The organism is Acidithiobacillus thiooxidans ATCC 19377, from assembly GCF_009662475.1.
Classification (GTDB): Bacteria; Pseudomonadota; Gammaproteobacteria; order Acidithiobacillales; family Acidithiobacillaceae; genus Acidithiobacillus; species Acidithiobacillus thiooxidans.
In genome coordinates, this window is record NZ_CP045571.1 from 1,782,699 (window position 1) to 1,803,172 (window position 20,474).

Annotated in this window: 18 protein-coding genes and 1 pseudogene; 7 read left to right on the forward strand and 12 right to left on the reverse strand. The window is 51.0% G+C overall.

All coding sequences use genetic code 11. From position 1 onward, the window contains the following. Both merA and GCD22_RS09450 read left to right on the forward strand, forming a co-directional pair. Positions 1-1,665 (forward strand): mercury(II) reductase, encoded by a 1,665-nt coding sequence (merA, locus tag GCD22_RS09445; protein ID WP_425321091.1) that lies wholly within the window; start codon positions 1-3, stop codon positions 1,663-1,665. A gap of 139 nt (positions 1,666-1,804) precedes the next feature. Then, positions 1,805-2,269: a MerR family transcriptional regulator gene (locus GCD22_RS09450; RefSeq protein WP_024894160.1), complete on the forward strand. Its 465-nt coding sequence runs from the start codon at positions 1,805-1,807 to the stop codon at positions 2,267-2,269. A gap of 344 nt (positions 2,270-2,613) precedes the next feature. Here the strand turns inward: GCD22_RS09450 and GCD22_RS09455 are convergent, their stop codons facing one another. Continuing rightward, complete coding sequence (locus GCD22_RS09455; protein ID WP_031573303.1) at positions 2,614-3,948, reverse strand: IS701 family transposase; 1,335 nt, start codon at positions 3,946-3,948, stop codon at positions 2,614-2,616. A 285-nt stretch (positions 3,949-4,233) separates the two neighbouring features. On the opposite strand from GCD22_RS09455, the pseudogene GCD22_RS09460 reads away from it, so the two are divergent. Then, a pseudogene (locus GCD22_RS09460) lies at positions 4,234-4,566 on the forward strand (transposase); the annotation flags it as partial. A 217-nt stretch (positions 4,567-4,783) separates the two neighbouring features. Next, entirely contained in the window at positions 4,784-5,725 is a 942-nt protein-coding gene (locus GCD22_RS09465) for an NRAMP family divalent metal transporter (RefSeq protein WP_244947515.1), read from the forward strand. Between the two features lie 203 nt (positions 5,726-5,928). On the opposite strand, the gene GCD22_RS09470 is transcribed toward GCD22_RS09465, so the two are convergent. The 4 genes from GCD22_RS09470 to GCD22_RS09485 form a co-directional block, all read right to left on the reverse strand. Continuing rightward, positions 5,929-6,276: a L,D-transpeptidase gene (locus GCD22_RS09470; protein WP_226859302.1), complete on the reverse strand. Its 348-nt coding sequence runs from the start codon at positions 6,274-6,276 to the stop codon at positions 5,929-5,931. Between the two features lie 354 nt (positions 6,277-6,630). Then, positions 6,631-8,820 carry a phosphoenolpyruvate synthase gene (gene ppsA / locus GCD22_RS09475; RefSeq protein ID WP_280527701.1) on the reverse strand — a complete coding sequence of 730 codons (2,190 nt, stop codon included), beginning with the start codon at positions 8,818-8,820 and terminating at the stop codon, positions 6,631-6,633. A 58-nt stretch (positions 8,821-8,878) separates the two neighbouring features. Beyond that, entirely contained in the window at positions 8,879-10,111 is a 1,233-nt protein-coding gene (locus tag GCD22_RS09480) for an IS256 family transposase (protein WP_306670500.1), read from the reverse strand. Between the two features lie 40 nt (positions 10,112-10,151). Then, positions 10,152-10,472 (reverse strand): PEP/pyruvate-binding domain-containing protein, encoded by a 321-nt coding sequence (locus GCD22_RS09485; RefSeq protein WP_153940761.1) that lies wholly within the window; start codon positions 10,470-10,472, stop codon positions 10,152-10,154. Positions 10,473-10,718: 246 nt separating this feature from the next. On the opposite strand from GCD22_RS09485, the gene GCD22_RS09490 reads away from it, so the two are divergent. Beyond that, positions 10,719-11,486 (forward strand): sulfite exporter TauE/SafE family protein, encoded by a 768-nt coding sequence (locus GCD22_RS09490; protein ID WP_024894528.1) that lies wholly within the window; start codon positions 10,719-10,721, stop codon positions 11,484-11,486. A gap of 269 nt (positions 11,487-11,755) precedes the next feature. On the opposite strand, the gene GCD22_RS09495 is transcribed toward GCD22_RS09490, so the two are convergent. The 4 genes from GCD22_RS09495 to GCD22_RS09510 form a co-directional block, all read right to left on the reverse strand. Further along, a complete protein-coding gene (locus tag GCD22_RS09495) occupies positions 11,756-12,196 on the reverse strand; it encodes a DsrE family protein (protein ID WP_024894529.1) in 441 nt (146 codons plus the stop codon). A gap of 78 nt (positions 12,197-12,274) precedes the next feature. Continuing rightward, complete coding sequence (locus GCD22_RS09500; protein WP_051690661.1) at positions 12,275-14,338, reverse strand: putative bifunctional diguanylate cyclase/phosphodiesterase; 2,064 nt, start codon at positions 14,336-14,338, stop codon at positions 12,275-12,277. Between the two features lie 217 nt (positions 14,339-14,555). Continuing rightward, positions 14,556-14,825, reverse strand: a complete 270-nt coding sequence (locus GCD22_RS09505; protein ID WP_235180077.1) for a hypothetical protein — start codon at positions 14,823-14,825, stop codon at positions 14,556-14,558. A gap of 23 nt (positions 14,826-14,848) precedes the next feature. After that, complete coding sequence (locus GCD22_RS09510; protein WP_235180078.1) at positions 14,849-15,223, reverse strand: oxygen-binding di-iron domain-containing protein; 375 nt, start codon at positions 15,221-15,223, stop codon at positions 14,849-14,851. Positions 15,224-15,649: 426 nt separating this feature from the next. On the opposite strand from GCD22_RS09510, the gene GCD22_RS09515 reads away from it, so the two are divergent. Both GCD22_RS09515 and GCD22_RS09520 read left to right on the forward strand, forming a co-directional pair. Continuing rightward, positions 15,650-17,173, forward strand: coding sequence for a DHA2 family efflux MFS transporter permease subunit (locus tag GCD22_RS09515; protein ID WP_153940921.1), 1,524 nt, complete (start codon positions 15,650-15,652; stop codon positions 17,171-17,173). Positions 17,174-17,228: 55 nt separating this feature from the next. Then, on the forward strand, positions 17,229-17,654 hold the full coding sequence (locus GCD22_RS09520) for a universal stress protein (protein ID WP_031573333.1): 426 nt from the start codon (positions 17,229-17,231) through the stop codon (positions 17,652-17,654). Between the two features lie 231 nt (positions 17,655-17,885). Here GCD22_RS09520 and GCD22_RS09525 read toward each other — a convergent pair whose 3' ends face one another. The 3 genes from GCD22_RS09525 to GCD22_RS09535 all read right to left on the reverse strand — a co-directional run bounded on the left by GCD22_RS09525 (position 17,886) and on the right by GCD22_RS09535 (position 20,343). After that, on the reverse strand, positions 17,886-18,659 hold the full coding sequence (locus tag GCD22_RS09525; protein WP_031573335.1) for a DUF2202 domain-containing protein: 774 nt from the start codon (positions 18,657-18,659) through the stop codon (positions 17,886-17,888). Between the two features lie 35 nt (positions 18,660-18,694). Then, positions 18,695-19,132: a PadR family transcriptional regulator gene (locus GCD22_RS09530; protein WP_024894534.1), complete on the reverse strand. Its 438-nt coding sequence runs from the start codon at positions 19,130-19,132 to the stop codon at positions 18,695-18,697. Between the two features lie 473 nt (positions 19,133-19,605). Then, the gene (locus tag GCD22_RS09535) at positions 19,606-20,343 is read right to left on the reverse strand and encodes an SDR family oxidoreductase (RefSeq protein ID WP_031573340.1); all 738 of its coding nucleotides are present in this window, start codon (positions 20,341-20,343) and stop codon (positions 19,606-19,608) included. Positions 20,344-20,474: the final 131 nt, after the last annotated feature.

Below are 20,474 nucleotides of genomic sequence, written 5' to 3' on the forward strand. Positions count from 1 at the left end.
ATCACGATGAAAAAAACCATTCAGTTGAACATACTCGGGATGACATGTACGCACTGCGCTTTGACCGTAGAAAAAGCCCTTAAGGACGTCGCCGGTGTCGACAAAGCAAACGTTTTCTTTCCTGAAGGTTATGCGGAGGTGGAGGTAGCCGACGAGGTTGCTGATTCCGTGCTCACTGCGGCTGTCGTCAAGAGCGGTTACGGCGCACAGGTCGCCAAGGTGGACGCAGACCTGCACGACCGAAGCACTCGTGTCGATGCGCCTGCAACAGAAAAATTACACGTGATTGTTCTGGGATCTGGATCAGGAGCCTTCGCTGCGGCGATCCGCTGTGTTGATGGTGGCGCGCGCGTTACGATGATCGAAAAAGGGACGTTGGGTGGAACCTGCGTCAATATTGGCTGCGTTCCGTCCAAAATCATGATCCGCGCGGCGCAAATGGCACATTGGCAGCGCGCACACCCATTCCAGGGACTGGGCCATTGTGAGCCTACGGTGGAACGTGTGACACTGGTGGCGCAGCAGCAGCAGCGTGTGGACGAACTCCGCAACGAAAAATACGTCAACGTACTCGCTTCTTATCCAGAGATTACCCTGCTCCAGGGAACCGCTCGATTCGCCGATGCCCATACTATTGTCGTGCGCACCGACGATGGAAAAGAGCAGTCCGTTCGGGGAGATCGCATTCTTATTGCTGTTGGTGCGCATCCCCATGTGCCTCGAATACACGGATTGAACCAGACTCCCTACTGGACGTCGACAGAAGCACTTGTCGCCGAAGAAATACCCCGGCATCTGGTGGTATTGGGTGCTTCGGTGGTGGCTGTAGAGTTGGCACAGGCTTTCCGCAGACTGGGTGCAGAGGTCACTATTCTGGCACGCAGTACCTTGTTATCCAGGGAAGATCCAGCACTGGGCGCGGGTTTACAGACTGTATTTGCAGAAGAAGGTATCCGGGTGCTTCAGCAGACGGTTCCAGAAAGCGTGCACCATAATAATGGGCAGTTCGAGATCCAGATTGATTCGGAGCGGCTCCGTGCAGATCAGTTGCTGGTGGCAACGGGTCGCCAACCCAATACGCAGGATTTGGGATTGGAATTCCTTGGAGTTGCCACCAACGAGTTTGGTGCCATCCTGGTTGATGACCACATGCGTACGAGCGTTTCCCACATTTATGCGGCAGGAGACTGCACTACGCATCCTCAGTTCGTGTATGTCGCCGCTGCGGGGGGCACACGTGCCGCCGTCAACATGTTAGGAGGCGATGCCGCACTGGATCTAAGTGCCATGCCGTCTGTGGTTTTTACAGATCCGCAAGTGGCTACGGTTGGACTGGATGAAAAGGCGGCTGAAAAGCGGGGGATCAAAACCATCAGCCGCACCCTGAGTCTGGAGAATGTCCCCAGAGCCTTGGCGAATTTTGACACCCGAGGATTTATCAAGCTGGTAGTGGACGAACCCACTGGAAAATTATTGGGGGCGCAGATTCTGGCTGCTGAGGGTGGTGAAATTGTCCAGTCTGCGGCATTGGCTCTACGGGGTGGATTGCGCTTCCAGGATTTGGCGGATCAATTGTTCCCCTATTTGACCATGGTGGAAGGACTGAAACTCTGTGCCCAGACATTTACCAAGGATGTCAAGCAATTGTCCTGTTGTGCCGGCTAACGGATAAGGAAAGCCATCATGCGTCAGGATCACATGGAAAGAGGGCTGCAAAATTTATTGAGAGAATTCCCGCTCCAGTCTCGAGTCATGAACGAACCGGTTTTCAGCAGAATTTTCACCTTCTGCAAGGAAATGTGTCATGACTGAGCCATCTCATCGACAAGGTTATCGTATTGGCGAAGTGGCCAGTGCTGCCGGTGTCCATGTCGAAACGGTACGCTATTATGAACGGGAAGGTCTTATCGTGCAGCCCAAGAAGCCGCATCTTGGATCCCGTCGGTATCCCGAGGAGACTATTGCCCGCATTCGGTTTATCAAGCACGCCCAAAAGCTTGGCTTTACCTTAAAAGAAGCGCGTGAACTCCTTCTGTTGCAGACCAACAAAACCCAAGCCTGTGGTGCAGTACTGCATCAGGCAAAAATCAAACAATCTGCGGTGCTTGCAAAAATTCAGGCTTTGCGAAGACTGGAAATCGTATTGGCCCGTCTAATTCAGGATTGCCAACAAGAATATCCCAACCAGCATCATGCGTGTCCGATTTTGGAATGCCTGGAAGCAGATGACGCAAACATGGATGATTTGCTTACGGACGCGGAAGAATGATGATGATGGCCTTGAGCCAATTCGGCTGGAAATGATATGGAAATCATTCAACGAATTTTTAACGCCGTATTAATTGCCGCTCTTTTTTGTTCGATACCGGAACAGTCTTGTGCAAAAGCCGTTGCCAAGACAACTCCATCAAAATCTGGGCTCCAAGGTGCGCTTCGTGGGTATAGCACTGGATGGCAAAAGATCTGCTGAGAAATTTATAGATAAGCCCAAATTGATAGGCTTTCACGTTAAAACATATTTTAAGTTTATTTTTATAAAACATCTCATTTAGGATTTGGAATATACTTAACCTGAAGTTTCACCGATTTTCATGAGGAATAGGTCGCCGCATGTTACGCCACCATACGCATGAGCATCTGCGTGAATGATTTATGAGGGGGTTGGCAGAGATGGGGCCAAAGTCCCAGAAAATGGTCGGAGAGTGCTTCATCTGCAATCAGTTTGCGGACATCGGAGAAGGCGAAACTGGTCCGTCCCTTGACGATATGGCGGCGCTTGGGGTCGGCCGTGATCCGGTCGGCGTAAATCCAGGTCAGGGTCGTGGCGAGCAGGCAGAAATGGAGGTGGTTGGTGACGGCATCAGCGGTCCGGTTCTGGCTGCGGGCGCTCCCGATTTCCTGTTTGATTTCTTTGAAGCCGGCCTCGATTTTCCAGCGGGCACCATAGTATTCGATGATCTGGGTGACAGAGAGCGTCAGATCTGTCGTGAAGAACGCCACCCACTGGGTTTTGCGAAAGACCCAGACCACCCGTACCGGGCAGCGCAGGGTTTTGAGCAGGCAGACTTGATCATAGGCGCGTATCTCCCGCGCTTTGCCATAAAGCTGGGCTGTGTACTTTTGCGCCTGCGCCCGCAAAGACGTCGCCAGCTCGGTCACTGAACCGCAACGATCCCCATATTTGCGGGGCCGACCCTTGGCGGTCCGGGCCGCATCCGCTGGCTCTGCATATAGGACCGTACTACTGCGCAAGCGGGACAACAGGTGGATGGATGGTTCCGCTGCATTCAGGGGTTTCCACAGGCCATTGTTCCCGAACCAGCTGTCGCAGACGATCAGAGGAGAGTGGCAGCTGAAATGGGTAGCCACCGGCAGGATCATGGCCGCAGCCTGGGCCATTTTTGACTGAAAGACCGGCACCCGTCCATGACGGCGGACGTTGATCTTGCCGGCCGCAATGTCCTTCTGCCGATGGTAGAAGCGACAGCCCAGCGGCAGACAGGCCCAGCGGCCTTTGATGGGCTTGAGCAGGCCGAGCATGACGATATTCTGTGCCCAGGGATAAGTGGGATGATTCACCTTGGCGGTATGATCGAAGAAAAAGCCGCAGCCGAAGATCCGCTTACCGGTTTTGTCGTTGAGGGTGTCATCGAGGGCCAGGATCAAGCGCCCATCGACCAGCGGGGACGGAATCAGATTCCAGGCAATCGGCCAGAGGCGATCCCAGGCCAGCTGAGTGGAGGCCATGAAGAGGTAGAAACGGCGGGCGTTCACATCCAGGCCAAAGAGGGTCTGCAGGGAGCGCAGCAGATTGCTGCTCATGGAGGAGGTGAAGGGGACCATGATAGCCAACAGGATAAAGGGGAACCATTGAGCCCGTTCGCGCCCTAGTCGCGAATCCGAAAATGCCGATTGGAAAGGGAGGAGTAAATCGCGTAGCATGGACATCGAACAGGGCCTCTTGCGTTTTATAATCAGTGAGTTAATGAGCATTCATTATATCACGGAAGGCGGTTCTGTTCACCTTTATCTAACTGATTCACAAGAAATAAAACAAAAAAAACAGGGTAACCAAATAGCTCGAAAATAAGTATTATTCATGAATAATCACGATATTTAATGACCGACATTTTTGTTGACCATGCCGATTTTCCTCGCGGAAAAACGGTGAAACTTCAGTACTTAACCTGTTGGCACGTTCAGGAGACGGTATATTCCTTGAGTGTGATTTTCATGGGTGGTTATGAAATTCATGTCACTTTAAAATTTATGTTTTCTGCAGCGATTTGCACCGAAGAACAGTGCGCAACAGCCCTGGAATCGGCGCGTTGGCCAAACGGATTTCACTACCCCCGCTGTGGCAGAACCCGGCATTCTGTTCTGAAATGCGGCTCGCGCAAGACCTTTCAGTGCAGCCATTGTCGTTATCAGACTTCGTTGATTGCCGGAACACTTTTTCAAGGAACGTATTTGCTTTTGACCCTTTTATTTCTGGCCATTTACCCGATCAGCCAGGCGAAAACCGGGATATCCGCGTTTGTGCTGAGTCGTCAACTCGGTGTCAGCTAACCCACGGCCTGGCGCATCCATCACAAGCTCATGCAATTCATGCTGGAACGCTAAGTTCTCTAACTGGGCTGAGGCTCGGGCAATGGTTCCATTCAGCGGAATTATTGTGCCAATCAGGCAACTATTATGAATAATACGGTGACATGATTTATAATAGTTTGCAAGTATAGCGAGATCTCCAATCCTTATTTATGTTACTGATAAAGCAGCACATTTGCAGTTCATCCCTTTGCATAAGGATCAAGTTTTAATGCCAATCTTATCGGAAACTCCTCAAACACCTACCGAGGCAGATCTCCTGCAGCAATTACCCGAGGAGGAACGTCAGCGCATTCAAGAGCGCTGGCGAATCTATCAACTCCGTCACCATCCTTCCTGGTGGCGACGCCTCCTCCTATTCCTAAGTCTGATTGGGCCTGGAATCCTTGTCATGATCGCGGACAACGATGCGGGAGGTGTTATCACCTATGCGCAGACAGGCGCAATGTATGGCATTGGTTTTTTTATTCCTTTCCTGTTACTGATGATTCCCGTAGCTTACATTGTACAGGAGATGACCGTTCGCCTTGGCGCGGTGACTCATCGGGGGCACGCCGAAATGATCTGGGGACGCTATGGTGCTTTTTGGGGCGTGTTCTCACTGCTTGATCTCACCATCGCGAACATCCTGACCTTGGTAACTGAGTTTATCGGCATTCGAATAGGCATGAGCATTTTTTCCGTGCCCCCTTATCTTTCTGTGCCCATTGCTTGGGTTTTCGTGGCTTCGATCATGATCTTTCCGCATTACAATACTTGGGAACGCGTGGCTCTGTGGATTGCTGCTGGAAACATCGTTTTCGTACCGCTGGCCATTGCCGCGCATCCGGACTGGAGCCAAGTCGTTGCCGCAGTTGGCAGTTGGCATATTCCCATCGGCACCGCTCTAGGTGCCTTTACCTATGTCATTCTGGCTAATTTGGGCACTACGATTGCACCCTGGATGCTGTTTTTTGAGCAAGCATCGGTAGTGGACAAGGGACTCACCATTCATGATATTCCTGGTGGTCAGGCAGACACGGCTATCGGCAGCCTCTCCATGGGAGTCATCGCCGATGCGCCAATACAGCGACCAATTCGCGTCCATCCAGTGCATGCAGCAAACCATCAGAAATGATCAAAGCAGTATGTTTCCCCAGACCCGTAGAAAATGAAATGAGGATATCTCCGGGCAGTCGATACAGGTCGGAAAGTGATCCAATCCACAGCACTCGACCAATCTTTACACCATATTTAAAAACAGTGGCATTACAGAGAATAAATGACCTCAAAAAGCCAAGAAGCACCACGTTACATGCCCACTGAGCCGCACCCACCGGATCATGGCATCACCGTCACAGGCGTACCGATATGTATCATCCCATAGGCCCGTTGTGCTGCTTTTAATGGCAACTCCACACAGCCAGTGCTTTGCCGAAATCCATACGCCAGACGGGGGAAATAGTGTACTGCCCGGCCATCCCAGAAATAATTCACGAAGCGCACATCTGGATCGTTACAACACTCACCATGGGGGAAACAACCGGTCATGCGCGTGCTTGGAAAGCGCGCATACACCGCCCAGGTACCGTTAGGCGTGTTTGCACCGGGCACGCCCGTATTGGTCAGACTGTGCAAAATCCATTTACCGCTGTTTGTTGCCAAAAAATCCAGAGCGCCGAAAAGCAAAGGTGATCCCGGAGAATTCGGTGTGTGCGCCTGAAGCGCCGACGGCGTACCAGAGGGCCATATAACCACCAAATTTGTGGATTGGCCGTATGTAGGCCGGTCAGGCCCACCTGCCCCGGTAAATAGTGCAGTTGCGCTAAATCACGAGCCACCTGTAACCAAACCGGTGGAATGGCCGTGCCCGCCTGATCTACGGAAAAAATCGCACCAATTTGCCATACCGTGAGCATCGGTGTCGGCGAGCAGGCCTACCGTATAGCCGATCCCATAAAAACAGTAAACGGACTGATACTCCCCACTGAACTCAGCCGGAGTAAGTTAGTAGCCGCCATCCAGGTGGTTCCCGATAACGCCCTAGCTTCGTGGGGTTCTGCCCATGAGTTTTTCCACCTCCAACACCTGCAGGGTCGTGGCTAGCACGGTATCTGGATTAAGACTTATGGAATCTATACCCAGCTGCACCAGAAATTCTGCCATCTCTGGATAGTCCGAGGGCGCCTGACCACAGAGTCCTGAATGAATGCCATTACGTGCGCAGCCTTCCACCGCGAGACGGATCATCTCCTTCACTCCGTCGTCACGTTCGTCATAATCAAAAGCAACAATTTGTGAATCCCGGTCAACTCCTAAAGTGAGTTGGGTCAGATCATTGCTGCCAATAGAAAAGCCGTCGAAGCGTTTGGCAAACTGGTCAATAAGGATGACATTATTGGGAATCTCGCACATGGCGTATATTTTCAGCCCCTGTTCGCCACGCTTTAAACCAAACTCTGCCATTTTGGCCAACACAGCATCGGCTTCCTGCACTCGGCGCACAAAGGGCAGCATGAGGATGACATTATCCAGTCCCATATCTTCCCGGACTCTGCGCATCGCTGCACATTCAAGGGCAAAGCCTTCTGAATAGTCTGGATGCGCATAACGGGAGGCCCCACGAAATCCGAGCATGGGATTGTCTTCGCTGGGCTCAAACCAGCGACCCCCCAGTAACGAGGCATATTCGTTAGACTTGAAGTCGGACATACGCACTACCACAGGCTTGGGATAGAAGGCGGCTGCAATGGTGCCGATCCCTTCAGAGAGCCGCTGAACGAAAAAGTCGGCAGGATTATCAAAACCGATAACCAGTTGAGCCAGGGCTGTCTGCTCTTCTTTATCCTCCACTTTTTCGGGATGGAGAAGCGCCATCGGATGGGCCTTGATGGCACTATTGATAATAAACTCCATGCGCGCCAGACCAATGCCATCATTGGGCAGCATACTGGTCTGGAACGCGATTTCGGGATTACCCAGATTGATCATGATCTCTGTAGCCGGGCGCTGCAGCGTGGCCAAATCCGTATGTCGAATTTCAAAAGGAAGAGCGCCAGCATAGACAAAGCCTTTGTCACCTTCGGCACAGGATACCGTGATAACTGCACCGTCCTGCAGTACCGTTGTGGCATTGTCGGTGCCGACTATGGCAGGTATCCCCAGTTCGCGGGCAATGATGGCAGCATGGCAAGTGCGTCCACCACGGTTAGTCACGATCGCCGCAGCTTGTTTCATGACAGGTTCCCAGTCTGGTGTAGTGGTATCTGCCACGAGAACCTCTCCGGGACGAAAGGTACTGAGATGCGCCACATCAGCTATGAAGCGTACCGGTGCGGAAGCAATTTTGGCACCCACAGCCCGTCCAGTAGCCAATACCTGACCACGGGTCTTGAGTAAATATTCTTCCAGAACTTGTCCCTTTTTCTGGGAAGATACGGTTTCCGGGCGGGCCTGAACCATATAGAGCTGACCATCCAGGCCATCCTTGGCCCATTCCATATCCATGGGCCGACTCTCGCCGACTTTTTGGCTGTAATGTGCTTCGACCTTGACAGCATAGTCTGCCAAAGTCAGTACATCACTATCGGTAAGGCAGAAGTGCTCTCTTTCGTTTTGAGAGGTGGGTACATTGCGAGTCTGGTTGTGAGTGTGGCCCTCTGCATAGATCATTTTGATCTTTTTGCTTCCGAGAATGCGCCGTAAAACAACCTTTTTCCCACGCCTGAAACCAGGCTTGAAAACATAATACTCGTCTGGATCTACTGCACCTTGAACCACATTCTCTCCCAGTCCCCAGGAGGCGGTAATGAAGACTACATCGCGAAAACCTGTTTCCGTATCCAGAGAAAACATGACGCCGCTGGTAGACAAATCCGAGCGTACCATCTTCATAATGCCTATGGACAAGGCCACCTTGAAGTGGTCAAAGCCCTCATCAATCCGGTAGTGGATGGCACGATCGGTAAAAAGGCTGGCAAAACAGCGTTTACAGGCGTCAAGTAAGGCGGCATCACCAGATATATTAAGGTAGGTATCCTGCTGACCGGCAAAACTTGCTGTTGGCAAATCTTCGGCGGTCGCTGAGGAGCGTACAGCCACCGTCAAGGTGGGACCATATTCCCTCTTCAGTTGTGTATAGGCAGAGAGAATTTCTTCCTGGAGATCAGATGGTAAAGGGGCACTGTAGATGATCTCACGGGCTGCCGCTCCTCGCCGTGCCAAATCCTGCACATCGTTCGGATTCAGGAGCTATAGTCAAATCTGGTGTATGAGCATTTTCTGACATAGATCAGGCGGCGGTCTGTTGATCATCCGGCAGGGTGAGGTTAGCCGGTAAGCCATCGATAAATTTCACCCCTGCAAAAAGCTGCAGGACTTTCTCTGGAGCATAAATCCCAATCCAGCGTTTTTCAGCCTGCTGCAGCATCTTGAAACCCAATCCCAGAAAGCTGCTGCGTGATACACAGTTCTTCGTCCGGGTAGTCCGGTGGCGTACCGTAGCGAAGGTGGACTCAATGGCATTGGTGGTCCGGATATGCCGCCAGTGTTCGGCTGGAAAATCATAGAAAGCGAGCAATTCAGCCCGATCTTTTTCCAGTTTAGCCACGGCCTTGGGATACTTTGCCTGGTAATTGCGCACAAACACGTCCAGTGCTTTTTCCGCAGCCTGGCGATTGGCGGCCATCCAGATTTCCTGCAACGCTGCCTTGGCTTTGCTCTGTTGGGCTTTGGGAAGTTCGTTGAGAATGTTGGCGGTCTTATGCACCCAGCAGCGTTGCTGACCAGTTTCGGGATAGGCTTCATCCAGTGCGGCCCAAAACCCCATGGCACCATCCCCAATGGCGAGCAAAGGGGCCGCCTCCAGACCGCGCGCCTGCAGGTCACGCAGGATCTCCAGCCAGGAAGCTTTGGATTCGCGCAGGCCGTCACTGACACTGACCAGCTCTTTCTTGCCCTCTGCCGTCACGCCGATAATCACCAGCAGGCAGATACGCGGATCCTCCTCCGCACGGAGGTTCGTATAAATACCGTCTACCCACCAGTAAGCATAGCGCTTTCCCTGTAGGGAGCGGTGTTGCCAATGGGCATACTCTTGCGCCCACTCCGCCTTGAGACGTCCCAACACCGCAGGTGAAAGTCCCTTGGCCTCATCACCCAGCAAAATGGAAAGGGCTTCCTGCATGTGGCCGGAAGACACCCCATGCAGATAGAGCCAAGGTACTGTAGCGGCTACCGTTCGTGATTTGCGTACATACGGAGGCGCCAGTACCGAATTGAATTTGATCCCCGATCCTGAGCGGTCCCGCACCTTGGGTACTTTGACGGGTACCGGACCCAGAGCGGTCATGATCTCGCGCTCCGGCAGATGCCCATTACGCACGACCGCCTGACGCCCATCAACCATCCGCACTGTCGCAAATTCTTCCAGCAATACCGCCACCTCTGCCTCTATGGCCTGCTCAATCAGAGAGCGTGCCGCGCGTCGAAGTATCCCTTCAATGCCCAGACCCAACTCTCCCATCCCACCTGCTATTACGGTATTCTTTTCCACGGCGTACTCCTTATGTTGCTCTTTGAGTCGGAAACCCTTTGTAGCAACAGTACGCCACCTCATTCAAGCCAGTTGTAACGCGCCCGTACACCACTTTCGAGCATAGCTCCGGATTCAGTCCATCCAGTGCCTCGTGCAAATGCTCCCAAGCCTCGGCCTTATCAAGCATGGTACGGTAAGCCTCAGCGGTAACAGCAAAACCGTTGGGCACTCGTACGCCCAGTGCTGTGAGCTCTTGAAACATTTCACCCAGGGAGGCATTTTTGCCACCCACCAGAGATACGTCTTCAATATGTATTTCATTGAAAAAACGAATATATTTTGCAACCATGACATCCTCCTGAAGGCGAAAAAACTGTTGTACTCACCGATTACGCGAGCTCTCGTCCTATTTTAGTATGACAGGACGCGTATGTACTTTTTGATCTTTCTAAACCATAGTTGGTGATGCGGTGTTGCACAAGTCGATCTATTCATTATTCTACCTAAAATTCAAAGCCTGAATGGCCATTTCCACCGGGGTGGTTTATGTAACCACTTCATACTCTAAGGGATTTATAAAATAACAGTATTTCCAATGATTATCAGTTTTGTGCAAAGCGAGGTGGGGCGCTCTATCCTTCTCTTTTTTGCCGGCCTGATTGCAGGATTTATCAATGTGCTGGCGGGTGGAGGTTCACTGCTCACTCTGCCGGTCCTCATTCTTGCCGGCTTAAATCCTATTGTAGCCAATGGGACTAACCGAATAGGTATTTTGTTAGAGAACCTGACTGCAACGCGGCATTTTCAGCAACGGCAACCCATTAACCTTCAGCAAGGTGGAATGCTGGCCCTTTGGACGATACCCGGTGCGGTGACGGGAGCCATACTGAGTATCAACATCAGCAATCTATGGTTTCAGCGACTGTTAGTCATTGTCCTTCTCATCGGTGCCGCCACACTGCTATTTCCCAAAAGAACCCATTTTTTGTCAGGCAAGCGGAGGGATGGTCAAGCCTCACCATGGCTCTATCCAGCCTTGCTTGGGTTGGGGTTTTATGGAGGATTTATTCAAGCGGGGATCGGTTTCCTTTTTATCTTGGTTCTGAGCAATCTTTTGGTCCAAAATCTCTCCACAGTAACAGCCTACAAAACCTTAATTATTGGCATTTATACCCTTCCGACCCTCTTTATTTTTGCCTGGACAGGGGCGGTGCGTTGGGAACCGGGCATGATCATCGCTGTCGGCGGTATTCTGGGGGCACGATTTGCTGCCAGAATCACCTTGGGGCGGCGTGGCGAAATATGGATCAAGGTTGCAGTGGTGATCATGGTAGTCGTTTTGGCTACCAAATTGTGGGCCTAGCAGTCGGTCGAATTTAGCCTCGGGTAGCCGCTCGTCAGCAGGTGGGTAATGAGATGGTGCTCAACACCCATGGACAACCCTCCCCTCCGGCTTCGCCAATGTCGATCTCAAGGCCTTTACAGATGAATTCTATCACCGGCTGACGGATGGCCCACCCCACCCGATGCCGGGAACTCCTGAGTATATCGTTCGAGATGCCGCATCTTGCAAGCGGCAGGGATAACGTGGCGATTTTAGGATCCGGAAACGCAGAACTATGCAGCCAAGCCTTACATTTTGACTTCGGCCCAACCTTCATTATGACGTTTCATCAGCTCTGCCATGCCTCCAGCCACTACACTCACTCCGGGAGCCAACTGACGCGCCGTAATATGCAGTCGACGCATGGATGTTTGGCAGGCTACGAAGCGGACTCCACGCATCTGTAAAATGGTAATTTCCATGGCATCTGGAGCATTCTTCAAGAGCATTTGCAGGCCAGGCCCCCAGGCCAACACTTCCAACCGGGCAGGTGGAATGCCGACCTTGTGGACGATGTGAGCGACTGCACCAAGAGTCATCGACCATGCCGATGGTTTTGCTGAGTCGACTTCAAAGAGCATTCGGTAAGGTCCATGGCCCCAAGCAGGCGCATCGGCAGCTTGCGCTACTTCAAAACTCATTGAAAGTGAATAACAAAGCAGAATAGTTATAAGCCATTTCATAATCATATTAAAGCTCCATTGTTAATGCGCACCTTCGGCAGAAGTATGTTCAAACAAATCTATGCTATGTTTGGCAATAAGACCCTATCCACATGAGTTTTCTATTTTCCGGTTCCAATAAGCAGATACGATGGCGTGCTCGAAAGCCGCAGCTGCTTGATCCACATCGGTCCAGTCATCGTGAAAGGAAGACGCGATCAACTGTTCTCGCAGTGCTGCCATGGTTCGGTGGTAATCCTGATGGAGCCGTTCCAGACCCTTGTCGTCATCCAGCCCTAAGCTGCGGATATAGTGATGGCCGGGACAGGCGGTAGCGTCCGCCAATGTTTCATAATCGGTTAAATGCGGAGCCTGGCGAATCGTTTTTTTCAGGGCATTATGGGCGGCGATTTGTTTGGCATAGAATCCGAGCAGACTGCTAGGATGCGGACGATCATAGCCGGGTGCGCGTTGGAGAAATACCTGTAGTTCTGATATGGGCATGGGCCTGGCGATGGCGTAGCCCTGAAGGAATTGTGCGCCCGTGACCATAATCGCATCCAGAATGTCCTCTGTTTCCACGCCCTCCACGACTAGATCCACGCCCATGCCAGCAGCGAGGTCCTGAATGGCCCCCACAAAATGCAGGTCTTGAGGTCGCTGTTCCAGGGAGCGAATAAAGCCCTGGTCAAGCTTGATCTCATCAATAGGCAGATCCTTGAGTCGCAGCAGAGAATTATAGGCACTTCCCACATCGTCCAGAGCCAGCCGGACGCCCAGTGCTTTTATTTCCAGGAGATGATCCAGTGCCTTCTGCTGTTCCAGGAAATCATTTCCCTCCAAAATCTCCAGAGTAATACGAGAGGGGTCCGTCGCGCTTTGCGCGATCACTTTCTGCAGACCGGTGATGCAGTCTTTCGCGACGGAGCGCGGATCCAGATTCACAGAGACCCACAAGGACCATTCTGGCGAATCCAGAAGAGACAGATCGGTCAAGGACTGCGCCAAGACTTTTTGAGTCAGATCAGAAAGATTGGCAACCTGCAATTGCGGCAGAAACTTTGCTGGTGGCCACAGGGCACCATCCGTATCCCGCAGTCGTGCTAAAGCTTCCAGACCGACCACCCTGCGTGTCCGACCATCCAGGATGGGTTGATACCAGACTTCCAGAGCCCCGGCATCCAGCAGTTTTTGTGCAGGAGTAGGTTTTGTCTGCGGATTTTCACCAAAGAGCACCCAGAAGCGATCCCGGTAGGCCATGTTTTTCTTGCTCTCGTAGAGGGCCTGATCGGCCAGACGCAAGAGTTTGTCTCCCGTGTCTGTATCTTGAGAGGGGTAAAGGACGACTCCCATACTCGCTCCGATCTGAACACTTGCACCATGGCTCAACGAAATAGGGGCGGTGATAAGGTCCTCGATTTTTTTCAGGATGCCGGCAAGATCATCCAGATTCTGAAGATCTTCAAGCAGCAGAACGAATTCATCTCCGCCCAGGCGGGCGACGAAGTCAGATTTGCGCAAGGCTTCGGGTAAGCGTTTTCCGAGGGTGATCAGCACTTCGTCACCGGCCTCATGGCCATAGGTATCGTTCACGGGTTTGAAGCCGTCCAGATCCAGCATGCAGACCGCCAAAAACCGGAGGTGGCGGGTGGCGCGGACCATGGCCTGTTCCATCTGGATTTCCAGAAAGCGTCGGTTGGGAAGATCGGTCAGATCGTCGTGAAACGCCATTTGTTTAATGCGCTCCTCGGCTTCCTTTTGTGCAGTGATGTCACGACCGATAATCATGATACCAGCGCGTTCACCATTCACTTTGAACAAAGGTAGCTTTCGTGTTTCATAGGTCGACTGCTGGCCATCTTCACGAAGCATTTTTTCTTCAACAATGACCAGTTGTTTGGCTTGCCAGGCCTTTTCATCATCCGCGATGCAGGCTACGTGAATATCCCGAAAATCCGGATGCAATTCCGCCAGTTCCATATCGGTTTTGCCCTCCCATGGAATTCCTTCCAGATGAAAGAGGCGTTTAGCAGATTCATTGACAATCTGCCAGCGACCTGCACCATCCTTGAAAAAGAACGCATCCGGGAGGGCTTCGAGTAGCGCAAACAAACGCTCGCTAAGAGGAGAGGGCTCTTGCGTATGGTAAGGGAGAAAGTGTTCCTTCATGTTTTTATGTTCTCGGAGGTTCCATTAATCCGCTTGAATGAGAATATGATGCTTGAAACCCTGGCAACAGGAAAGAGGATCCTTTCGGATGGTTTTGCTGCAATGTCTAACCACCGGAATACTGTGCCATGCTGTTGCGACATCCTTATGCCAGAGGCGACGGTCTTAAGTGCTTAGTATATTCTGAGCATCGTCCCTGACCGGAGTCCAGACAAACTTATTTATTGTAGAACAATGCATTGCTGAGGCTTGCCAGCATTCCCGCCAAAGGTCGGGTATCGGTATCGGCCGGAAGTACCAGCATCAGAAGCGTATCCGCCCCTGCTGCTGCAAAAAAGGCAGCATGGCGATGACAGCGAATGGTGATTTCCTGCATATTGCATTCAGCAAGACCCGCGCTGATGTGCTCAGCCAGACGCATGACCGCTGCACCGGCAACCCCAATAATGGTTTCGTCGGCAACGGTCTCGCCCGTCTGAAAAAGCACCGTGCCTTCATTGGCAATCAGCGCTACGCCCTGTATGTCCGGGGTAAGGGTATGGGTCCAAAGTCTGCTACCTGAAAATTGCCCACAGAATGCATGTAATGCGCCGGGATGATAAAAAGATCCTGCCCCGCCAGATTCACTTCCATACCTTGCGGCGGGATGCCTATCACCCTTCCCGCCGTCATCCCTTTGGAGCAGAAGTGCGGCAGAAAACGGGTCCACTCGTTGGCAATGAGAATCTTCGCGTCGGTAATCAGCAGCCATCCATTTGCAGAAGCAACGATATCCGGGTCCTCATGAGAGGCAAACACATAATCCAGATGCGCTGGCAGGAAATAGCTGGCCATCTCTGCCAGCAGATTCTTGTAGGTGAGGTTACCACCGGGGTCCAGAAGCATACCTTCGCCGTTATGGACGATGAGAAACTGATTGGCTTGAATGCCTTCACCCTCTACCAGATCGGTGAAGACAATACATTTATGGATGCCATTATATTAAAGTACCGTACTCAATGCCTGATTCCTCATTAAAGTGAGCCCAAGACCCAAACAGTATTTTTCAATAACTAATATACCTAATAATCATCCGTGATAATACGAATGATTCCATAAAATACTTTTGGGGGCCTGCGCCGCGCCCATCAAAAAAGAAACATTCTGGTAATAATAAGTTTTGATTAGGAAAATTATCCTTGCACGGGCCTTGGTTCTGCCCCGAATTGGCAATTTCTGGTTTACCAGGATAGACTCACTTACGACGTTTTCCGGAAATCGAGTATTTTCTTTTACAACTTCTAGTGCGGAACCTGCGCCGCTATAATGCTGATGAACCAAGCAAAGTCGGAAAGCCGTTACTCCAACGAAACGGGGAGCCCACATCTTCTTGCCATTACCATCGCCGTAATGGCTTGCATTATCATGAATGTCCTGGACATCACGATTGTCAATGTGGCATTGCCGCATATGGAGGGATCGCTTCACGCCAACAGCAATCAGATTACCTGGGCACTGACTACCTACATGTTGGCCATGGTTATCGTGACCCCGCTGACCGGATTGCTGGTCGAACGTTTCGGACAACGGCAGCTCATCCTGTGGAGCGTGGCTGGCTTCCTGGTCTGCTCGGTCATGAGCGGACAATCCCACAGCCTCACGGAAATTGTCTTTTGGCGCTTCATGCAAGGGGCTCTGGGGGCATCGCTCGTACCGGTCGGACAGGCGATTTTGGTAGAAGCCTATCCCCGGGAAAAACGAGGAGTAGCCATGGCAACTTTGGGCATGGGGACCATGCTCGGTCCGATTGTTGGCCCCGTGCTCGGTGGCTATCTCACTCAGGACCTTTCCTGGCGCTGGTGTTTTTACGTCAATATTCCCATTGGCCTCATCGCGTTCACCATGCTGTTGCTATACATTCCCAGTTTCGGCAAAAGCGAGCATCCCCGGCCGATTGATTGGCTGGGTTTCATGTGGATGGCTATCGGTCTGGGGGCCTTGCAGATGATGCTCAGCCTCGGAGATCAGGACGGCTGGCTCAGTTCTCGTTTCATCATCATTTTGATGTTACTGGCGGGCATGGGGATTTTGCTGTTTGTACTGCGCTCGCTCAATGTTTCCCATCCACTGGTGAATTTGCGTCTCCTTAAAGATCGCTCCCTGACTCTGGGCAGTGCAGGAATCGGTTTATTCGGTTTGGCGCTTTATGGAACCATGGTGATATTGCCCATCTACCTGCAAGATTATATGGGCTATGAAGCGCAAACCGCAGGGCTGGTCATGGCCCCGCAAGGGATAGGCTCCTGGGTTTCCATGTGGATGGCAGGCAGACTGCTAAATCGCGGGGCCAACCCGCGCTGGATGATTCTGGCGGGCGTCGGTCTGGGGGCCACGGGCACCTGGTTGAGTCTCTCCTACAACCTGCAGGTTAACCCTTTCTGGATAATCTGGCCTGGGGTTATCCGTGGTCTCGGCTTGGGCCTGGTATCCATTCCCCTATTCACACTGGCTTTTGCAACCCTGAGCAAAGAACAGACACCCGAAGGATCGGGGATATTCAATCTGATGCGTAATCTGGGAGGCTCTGTGGGTATTGCTATCATTTCCACCATTATGACCGAAGAAGCCCAGGAGGCCTGGAATCAGATGGGTGGACATATCAATCCGTTCAGCGCGGCACTGCCCCGCTATTTGCGTGATGCCGGATTACATCAGGGAACGCTGGCTTGGCAGGTACTGGGACAAACTCTGGCGCAACATGCAGCAATGCGGGGGATACTGGATGCATTCACGTTCCTTTTCTGGAGTTTCATAGCGGTCATATTGATTGTGTTACTCATGAAAAACAAAGCATGATCGTCAACTACACAAAATTAATGCATTAAGATCGACATATAAGGAGGGTGAACCGATGTTTAAAAAAATCTTGCTGGCAACAGACGGTAGTGATGCTTCTGAAAAAGCAACAACAATCGCTATTGGGCTAGCGCAGGAGCAAAAGGCCGAGTTGTTGATTGTTCATGTGGTAGACCTCTATGCAATGTATTTCGCCACACCAGAATCCATCGAGTTTCTAGTCAGTTCAGGTCAAAACATACTCAACCTAATAGAAAAACGGGCTCAAAAGGTCGGCGTAGTAACCCATACCAAACGGCTACAGACCGATGAAGGCGGAAATCACATCGGTGAGTTAGTCCTTGGCGAGAGTGCCGCCTGGGAGGCTGATCTTCTCGTGGTGGGTAGCCATGGCCGTCGTGGTTTGAACCATTTCCTCATTGGGAGTGTTGCCGACTGGATATGTCAACGCGCCCGAATACCCGTACTTTTGGCGCGGTAGTGTGAATTTCGCGCAGTCATTCTGGGCAAACTTTTGCGTTTGGCCGTGCGATGAATTAACGAAGATGACAGAGTTCAAGTGACATGAGTAATGTAATGCCAATCATAAATGCAATATACAATAAGTTATGGATTACATCATCTTGATGCCGGCACCTGCCAAGTCATATGGACTCATCGTATCGGTGATGTTCACCCTGCGATGACCATCACCGACCAACTGCTTCTGTTTTCAATGGCACATTTCGTGTGCAGATAGACCTGTACGTTCGAATTCAGCAGAAGACAGATGCTGCGGAACATAGTCGATAGCAAGCTTTTGTTTCCACCGATAAAATGCCCGTAAGTGATTGCGTGAGCCCCTCTCTAATTCTGCATAGACCGCAAGAATTTCCGGTTTATTGGTGCGTCGGGCCACTTTTTGTAGGTCGGCTATATCGAGTTCTTCAATCAATAACCCAACGCGAACGGCGTCTGCCTCGCTCCGTAGTCCCTGATTAATCAGATCATCATACAATGCTTGCAAATCGGCACGATAGAATTGTCCAACCGCCAACCCCCGAACCGGATCAGATTCCCCATAATGCTCAAGCAAAGCCAGCATCGCGTCCATGTGCACTTGTTCCGAACCGGTAATATTTTGGAAAGGACGGATACCCCAGCGCTCGTATAAGCGAATGTAAACATCCCGCGCAATTTTTTCCTCCTCTCGCATCAACAGCAAGTCGGAGCGTTCTTCGCTCGTCAATAGGCCACGCGGTGACGCAGCGATGTCGGCACGAATTTGCGCAAGGTGCGCTGCGCGCTGCTCCGCATGTTCATTTTCCATGAATTCAGGCTCAGTAGATGTGTTTGTGCTCGCATTAAACCCGTGTTGATCCATTCGGTGGCCATTTCCACGGCCACCATTTCCACGACTGCCATTTCCACAACCGCTTGACCTCATCCGGCTTTCACCAGAACGCTGATCGCCAAACTGTGAACAAGACTTTTTATTTGTATTCATTATGTTACCCCTTTAAACATCATTTCAGACCTAATTCAGAGGGTCTGAATCTCTGTAAGTGCCTCTTCAAGAATCTTCTTGATCCTTTGGAACTGTTCCGGGACCAAAGGAGAGGCTTGTATTCGTTGAATAACTGCATCGCGCAATAAATGGAGATGTTCGCGTATCTGTTGCGCGTCTTCACTGCATCGGGTCGCGATCCGTTCTTCGATGGCCACGACCATCGCGCGATTCTGTTCAAGAAACGCTTGCCCTTGTTCAGTGATGACGTAAAGTTTCTTGTTTCCCTCAAGAATTACAGAAACATGGCCGAGATCTTCGAGCATTGCGAGCATCGGATAAATCATCCCGGGACTCGGACTGTAGATCCCCCCGGATTGTTGCTCTAACAGCTTGATCAACTCGTATCCGTGACGTGGGTGCTGGGCAATATGCTGCAGGACGATGTAACGCAGCATGCCTGGATCAAGCATACGAGATCTCCGTCGGCCTTGCCCTGATCTGTGGCAAGGCCCGGAACATTTTCCCTCTTGGTCATTGGATAGTTTCATGGGAACCACCTTTTAGATATATCTAATTATGATATATCTTATAGGATGCCGTGAAAAATACAAGATCATCACCATTACTCAGGGATGGTTTGGGGTAGATCCATTCCGCTGCAATGGAAGAAGCCAGAGTAGCTTAAACATTCACTCTTTTGTCTTGACTAAGGGGGTCCACTATACGTGGGGAGAAGCGCTGGTCAGCAGGTCGTTGGTTCGATCCCCTCACAACCCACCAAATAAAACAGACACTTAGCAAAATAAATTGTTGGGTGTTTTTTTTGTGCCAACCGAAGGCTAAACACATACAGAAAAGCAGAGTTATCAAGACGCAAGTGGATCGTCACCGCCAACAGCGGTGACTGACGTCATGATGGAATTGATTTCAAAATCGGAGCATTTCAAATGGTAACCAATGGGCGTATGGCATTAAACCCACCATCAACAGATAAAATCTGCCCCGTAATTTGTGCTTCTTCGAGCAAAAATAGAATAGCCTTTGCCACTTGATCTGGCTGGATCAGTTCACCAAGAGGATACTGTTTTTGTGCCATTTTACGGCTTTGTTCATTGCGCAATAAATGCGCCGCAGCTTTTGTATCCATTAGGCCTGAGCGAACTGCGTTAATGCGAATTCCGTCGCGGGCATGTGTGGCGGCAGAAGCCCTGACGAGCGATTCAAGGCCACCTTTGGCAGCAGCAACCGCTTCATGAAAAGCGACTCCACTCTCTGATACCACTGATGATACGAAAACTGCGCTCCCACCGTTATCATGTTTTTTCCGAAGTGTCACAAATGCCTTTAACATAAAAAAGGCAGAGTCGAGATTGGCTGCAAGACAAGCCCGGTATTGTTCCTCAGATGTTTGTAATAACCCGGCTAACAGAAAAGAACCAGCCAGATGTGCTAGTCCTTCAGGAACTTCATCACGCTCCTTGAAAAAATTCATCACCGAACCTGTACCCGTCATAGTCGATACATCGGCCTGAATAATCGTTATTTCTGATGACTCAAAAATAGCAGGCAAATCTTTTTGACGGGTGACTGCCAGTATCCGCCAGTCACTCTTTAATGCTAAAGGAATAAAAGTTTCAGCAAGTGAACCCGAAGCACCAGTTACAATCAACCAAGGTTTCATACAATTTCTCCTGCGAAGAATGGTTATCGTTTCTGGTGTCATTGATTGTATTTTAATTTCTAATATCCTATATGGATTTGTTGTTTCTGAATAGAGGAGAACACCTGATACTTCCATAATATTATTTTAGT

Coding starts and splice junctions, on each gene's coding strand:
- GCD22_RS09450 (WP_024894160.1), top strand. CDS start 1,805: ATGACTGAGCCATCTCATCGACAAGGTTATCGTATTGGCGAAGTGGCC.
- GCD22_RS09455 (WP_031573303.1), bottom strand. CDS start 3,948: ATGTCCATGCTACGCGATTTACTCCTCCCTTTCCAATCGGCATTTTCG.
- GCD22_RS09480 (WP_306670500.1), bottom strand. CDS start 10,111: ATGGGAGAGTTGGGTCTGGGCATTGAAGGGATACTTCGACGCGCGGCA.
- GCD22_RS09485 (WP_153940761.1), bottom strand. CDS start 10,472: ATGGTTGCAAAATATATTCGTTTTTTCAATGAAATACATATTGAAGAC.
- GCD22_RS09490 (WP_024894528.1), top strand. CDS start 10,719: ATGATTATCAGTTTTGTGCAAAGCGAGGTGGGGCGCTCTATCCTTCTC.
- GCD22_RS09495 (WP_024894529.1), bottom strand. CDS start 12,196: ATGATTATGAAATGGCTTATAACTATTCTGCTTTGTTATTCACTTTCA.
- GCD22_RS09500 (WP_051690661.1), bottom strand. CDS start 14,338: ATGAAGGAACACTTTCTCCCTTACCATACGCAAGAGCCCTCTCCTCTT.
- GCD22_RS09510 (WP_235180078.1), bottom strand. CDS start 15,223: ATGCTTCTGGACCCCGGTGGTAACCTCACCTACAAGAATCTGCTGGCA.
- GCD22_RS09515 (WP_153940921.1), top strand. CDS start 15,650: ATGAACCAAGCAAAGTCGGAAAGCCGTTACTCCAACGAAACGGGGAGC.
- GCD22_RS09520 (WP_031573333.1), top strand. CDS start 17,229: ATGTTTAAAAAAATCTTGCTGGCAACAGACGGTAGTGATGCTTCTGAA.
- GCD22_RS09525 (WP_031573335.1), bottom strand. CDS start 18,659: ATGAATACAAATAAAAAGTCTTGTTCACAGTTTGGCGATCAGCGTTCT.
- GCD22_RS09530 (WP_024894534.1), bottom strand. CDS start 19,132: ATGCTTGATCCAGGCATGCTGCGTTACATCGTCCTGCAGCATATTGCC.
- GCD22_RS09535 (WP_031573340.1), bottom strand. CDS start 20,343: ATGAAACCTTGGTTGATTGTAACTGGTGCTTCGGGTTCACTTGCTGAA.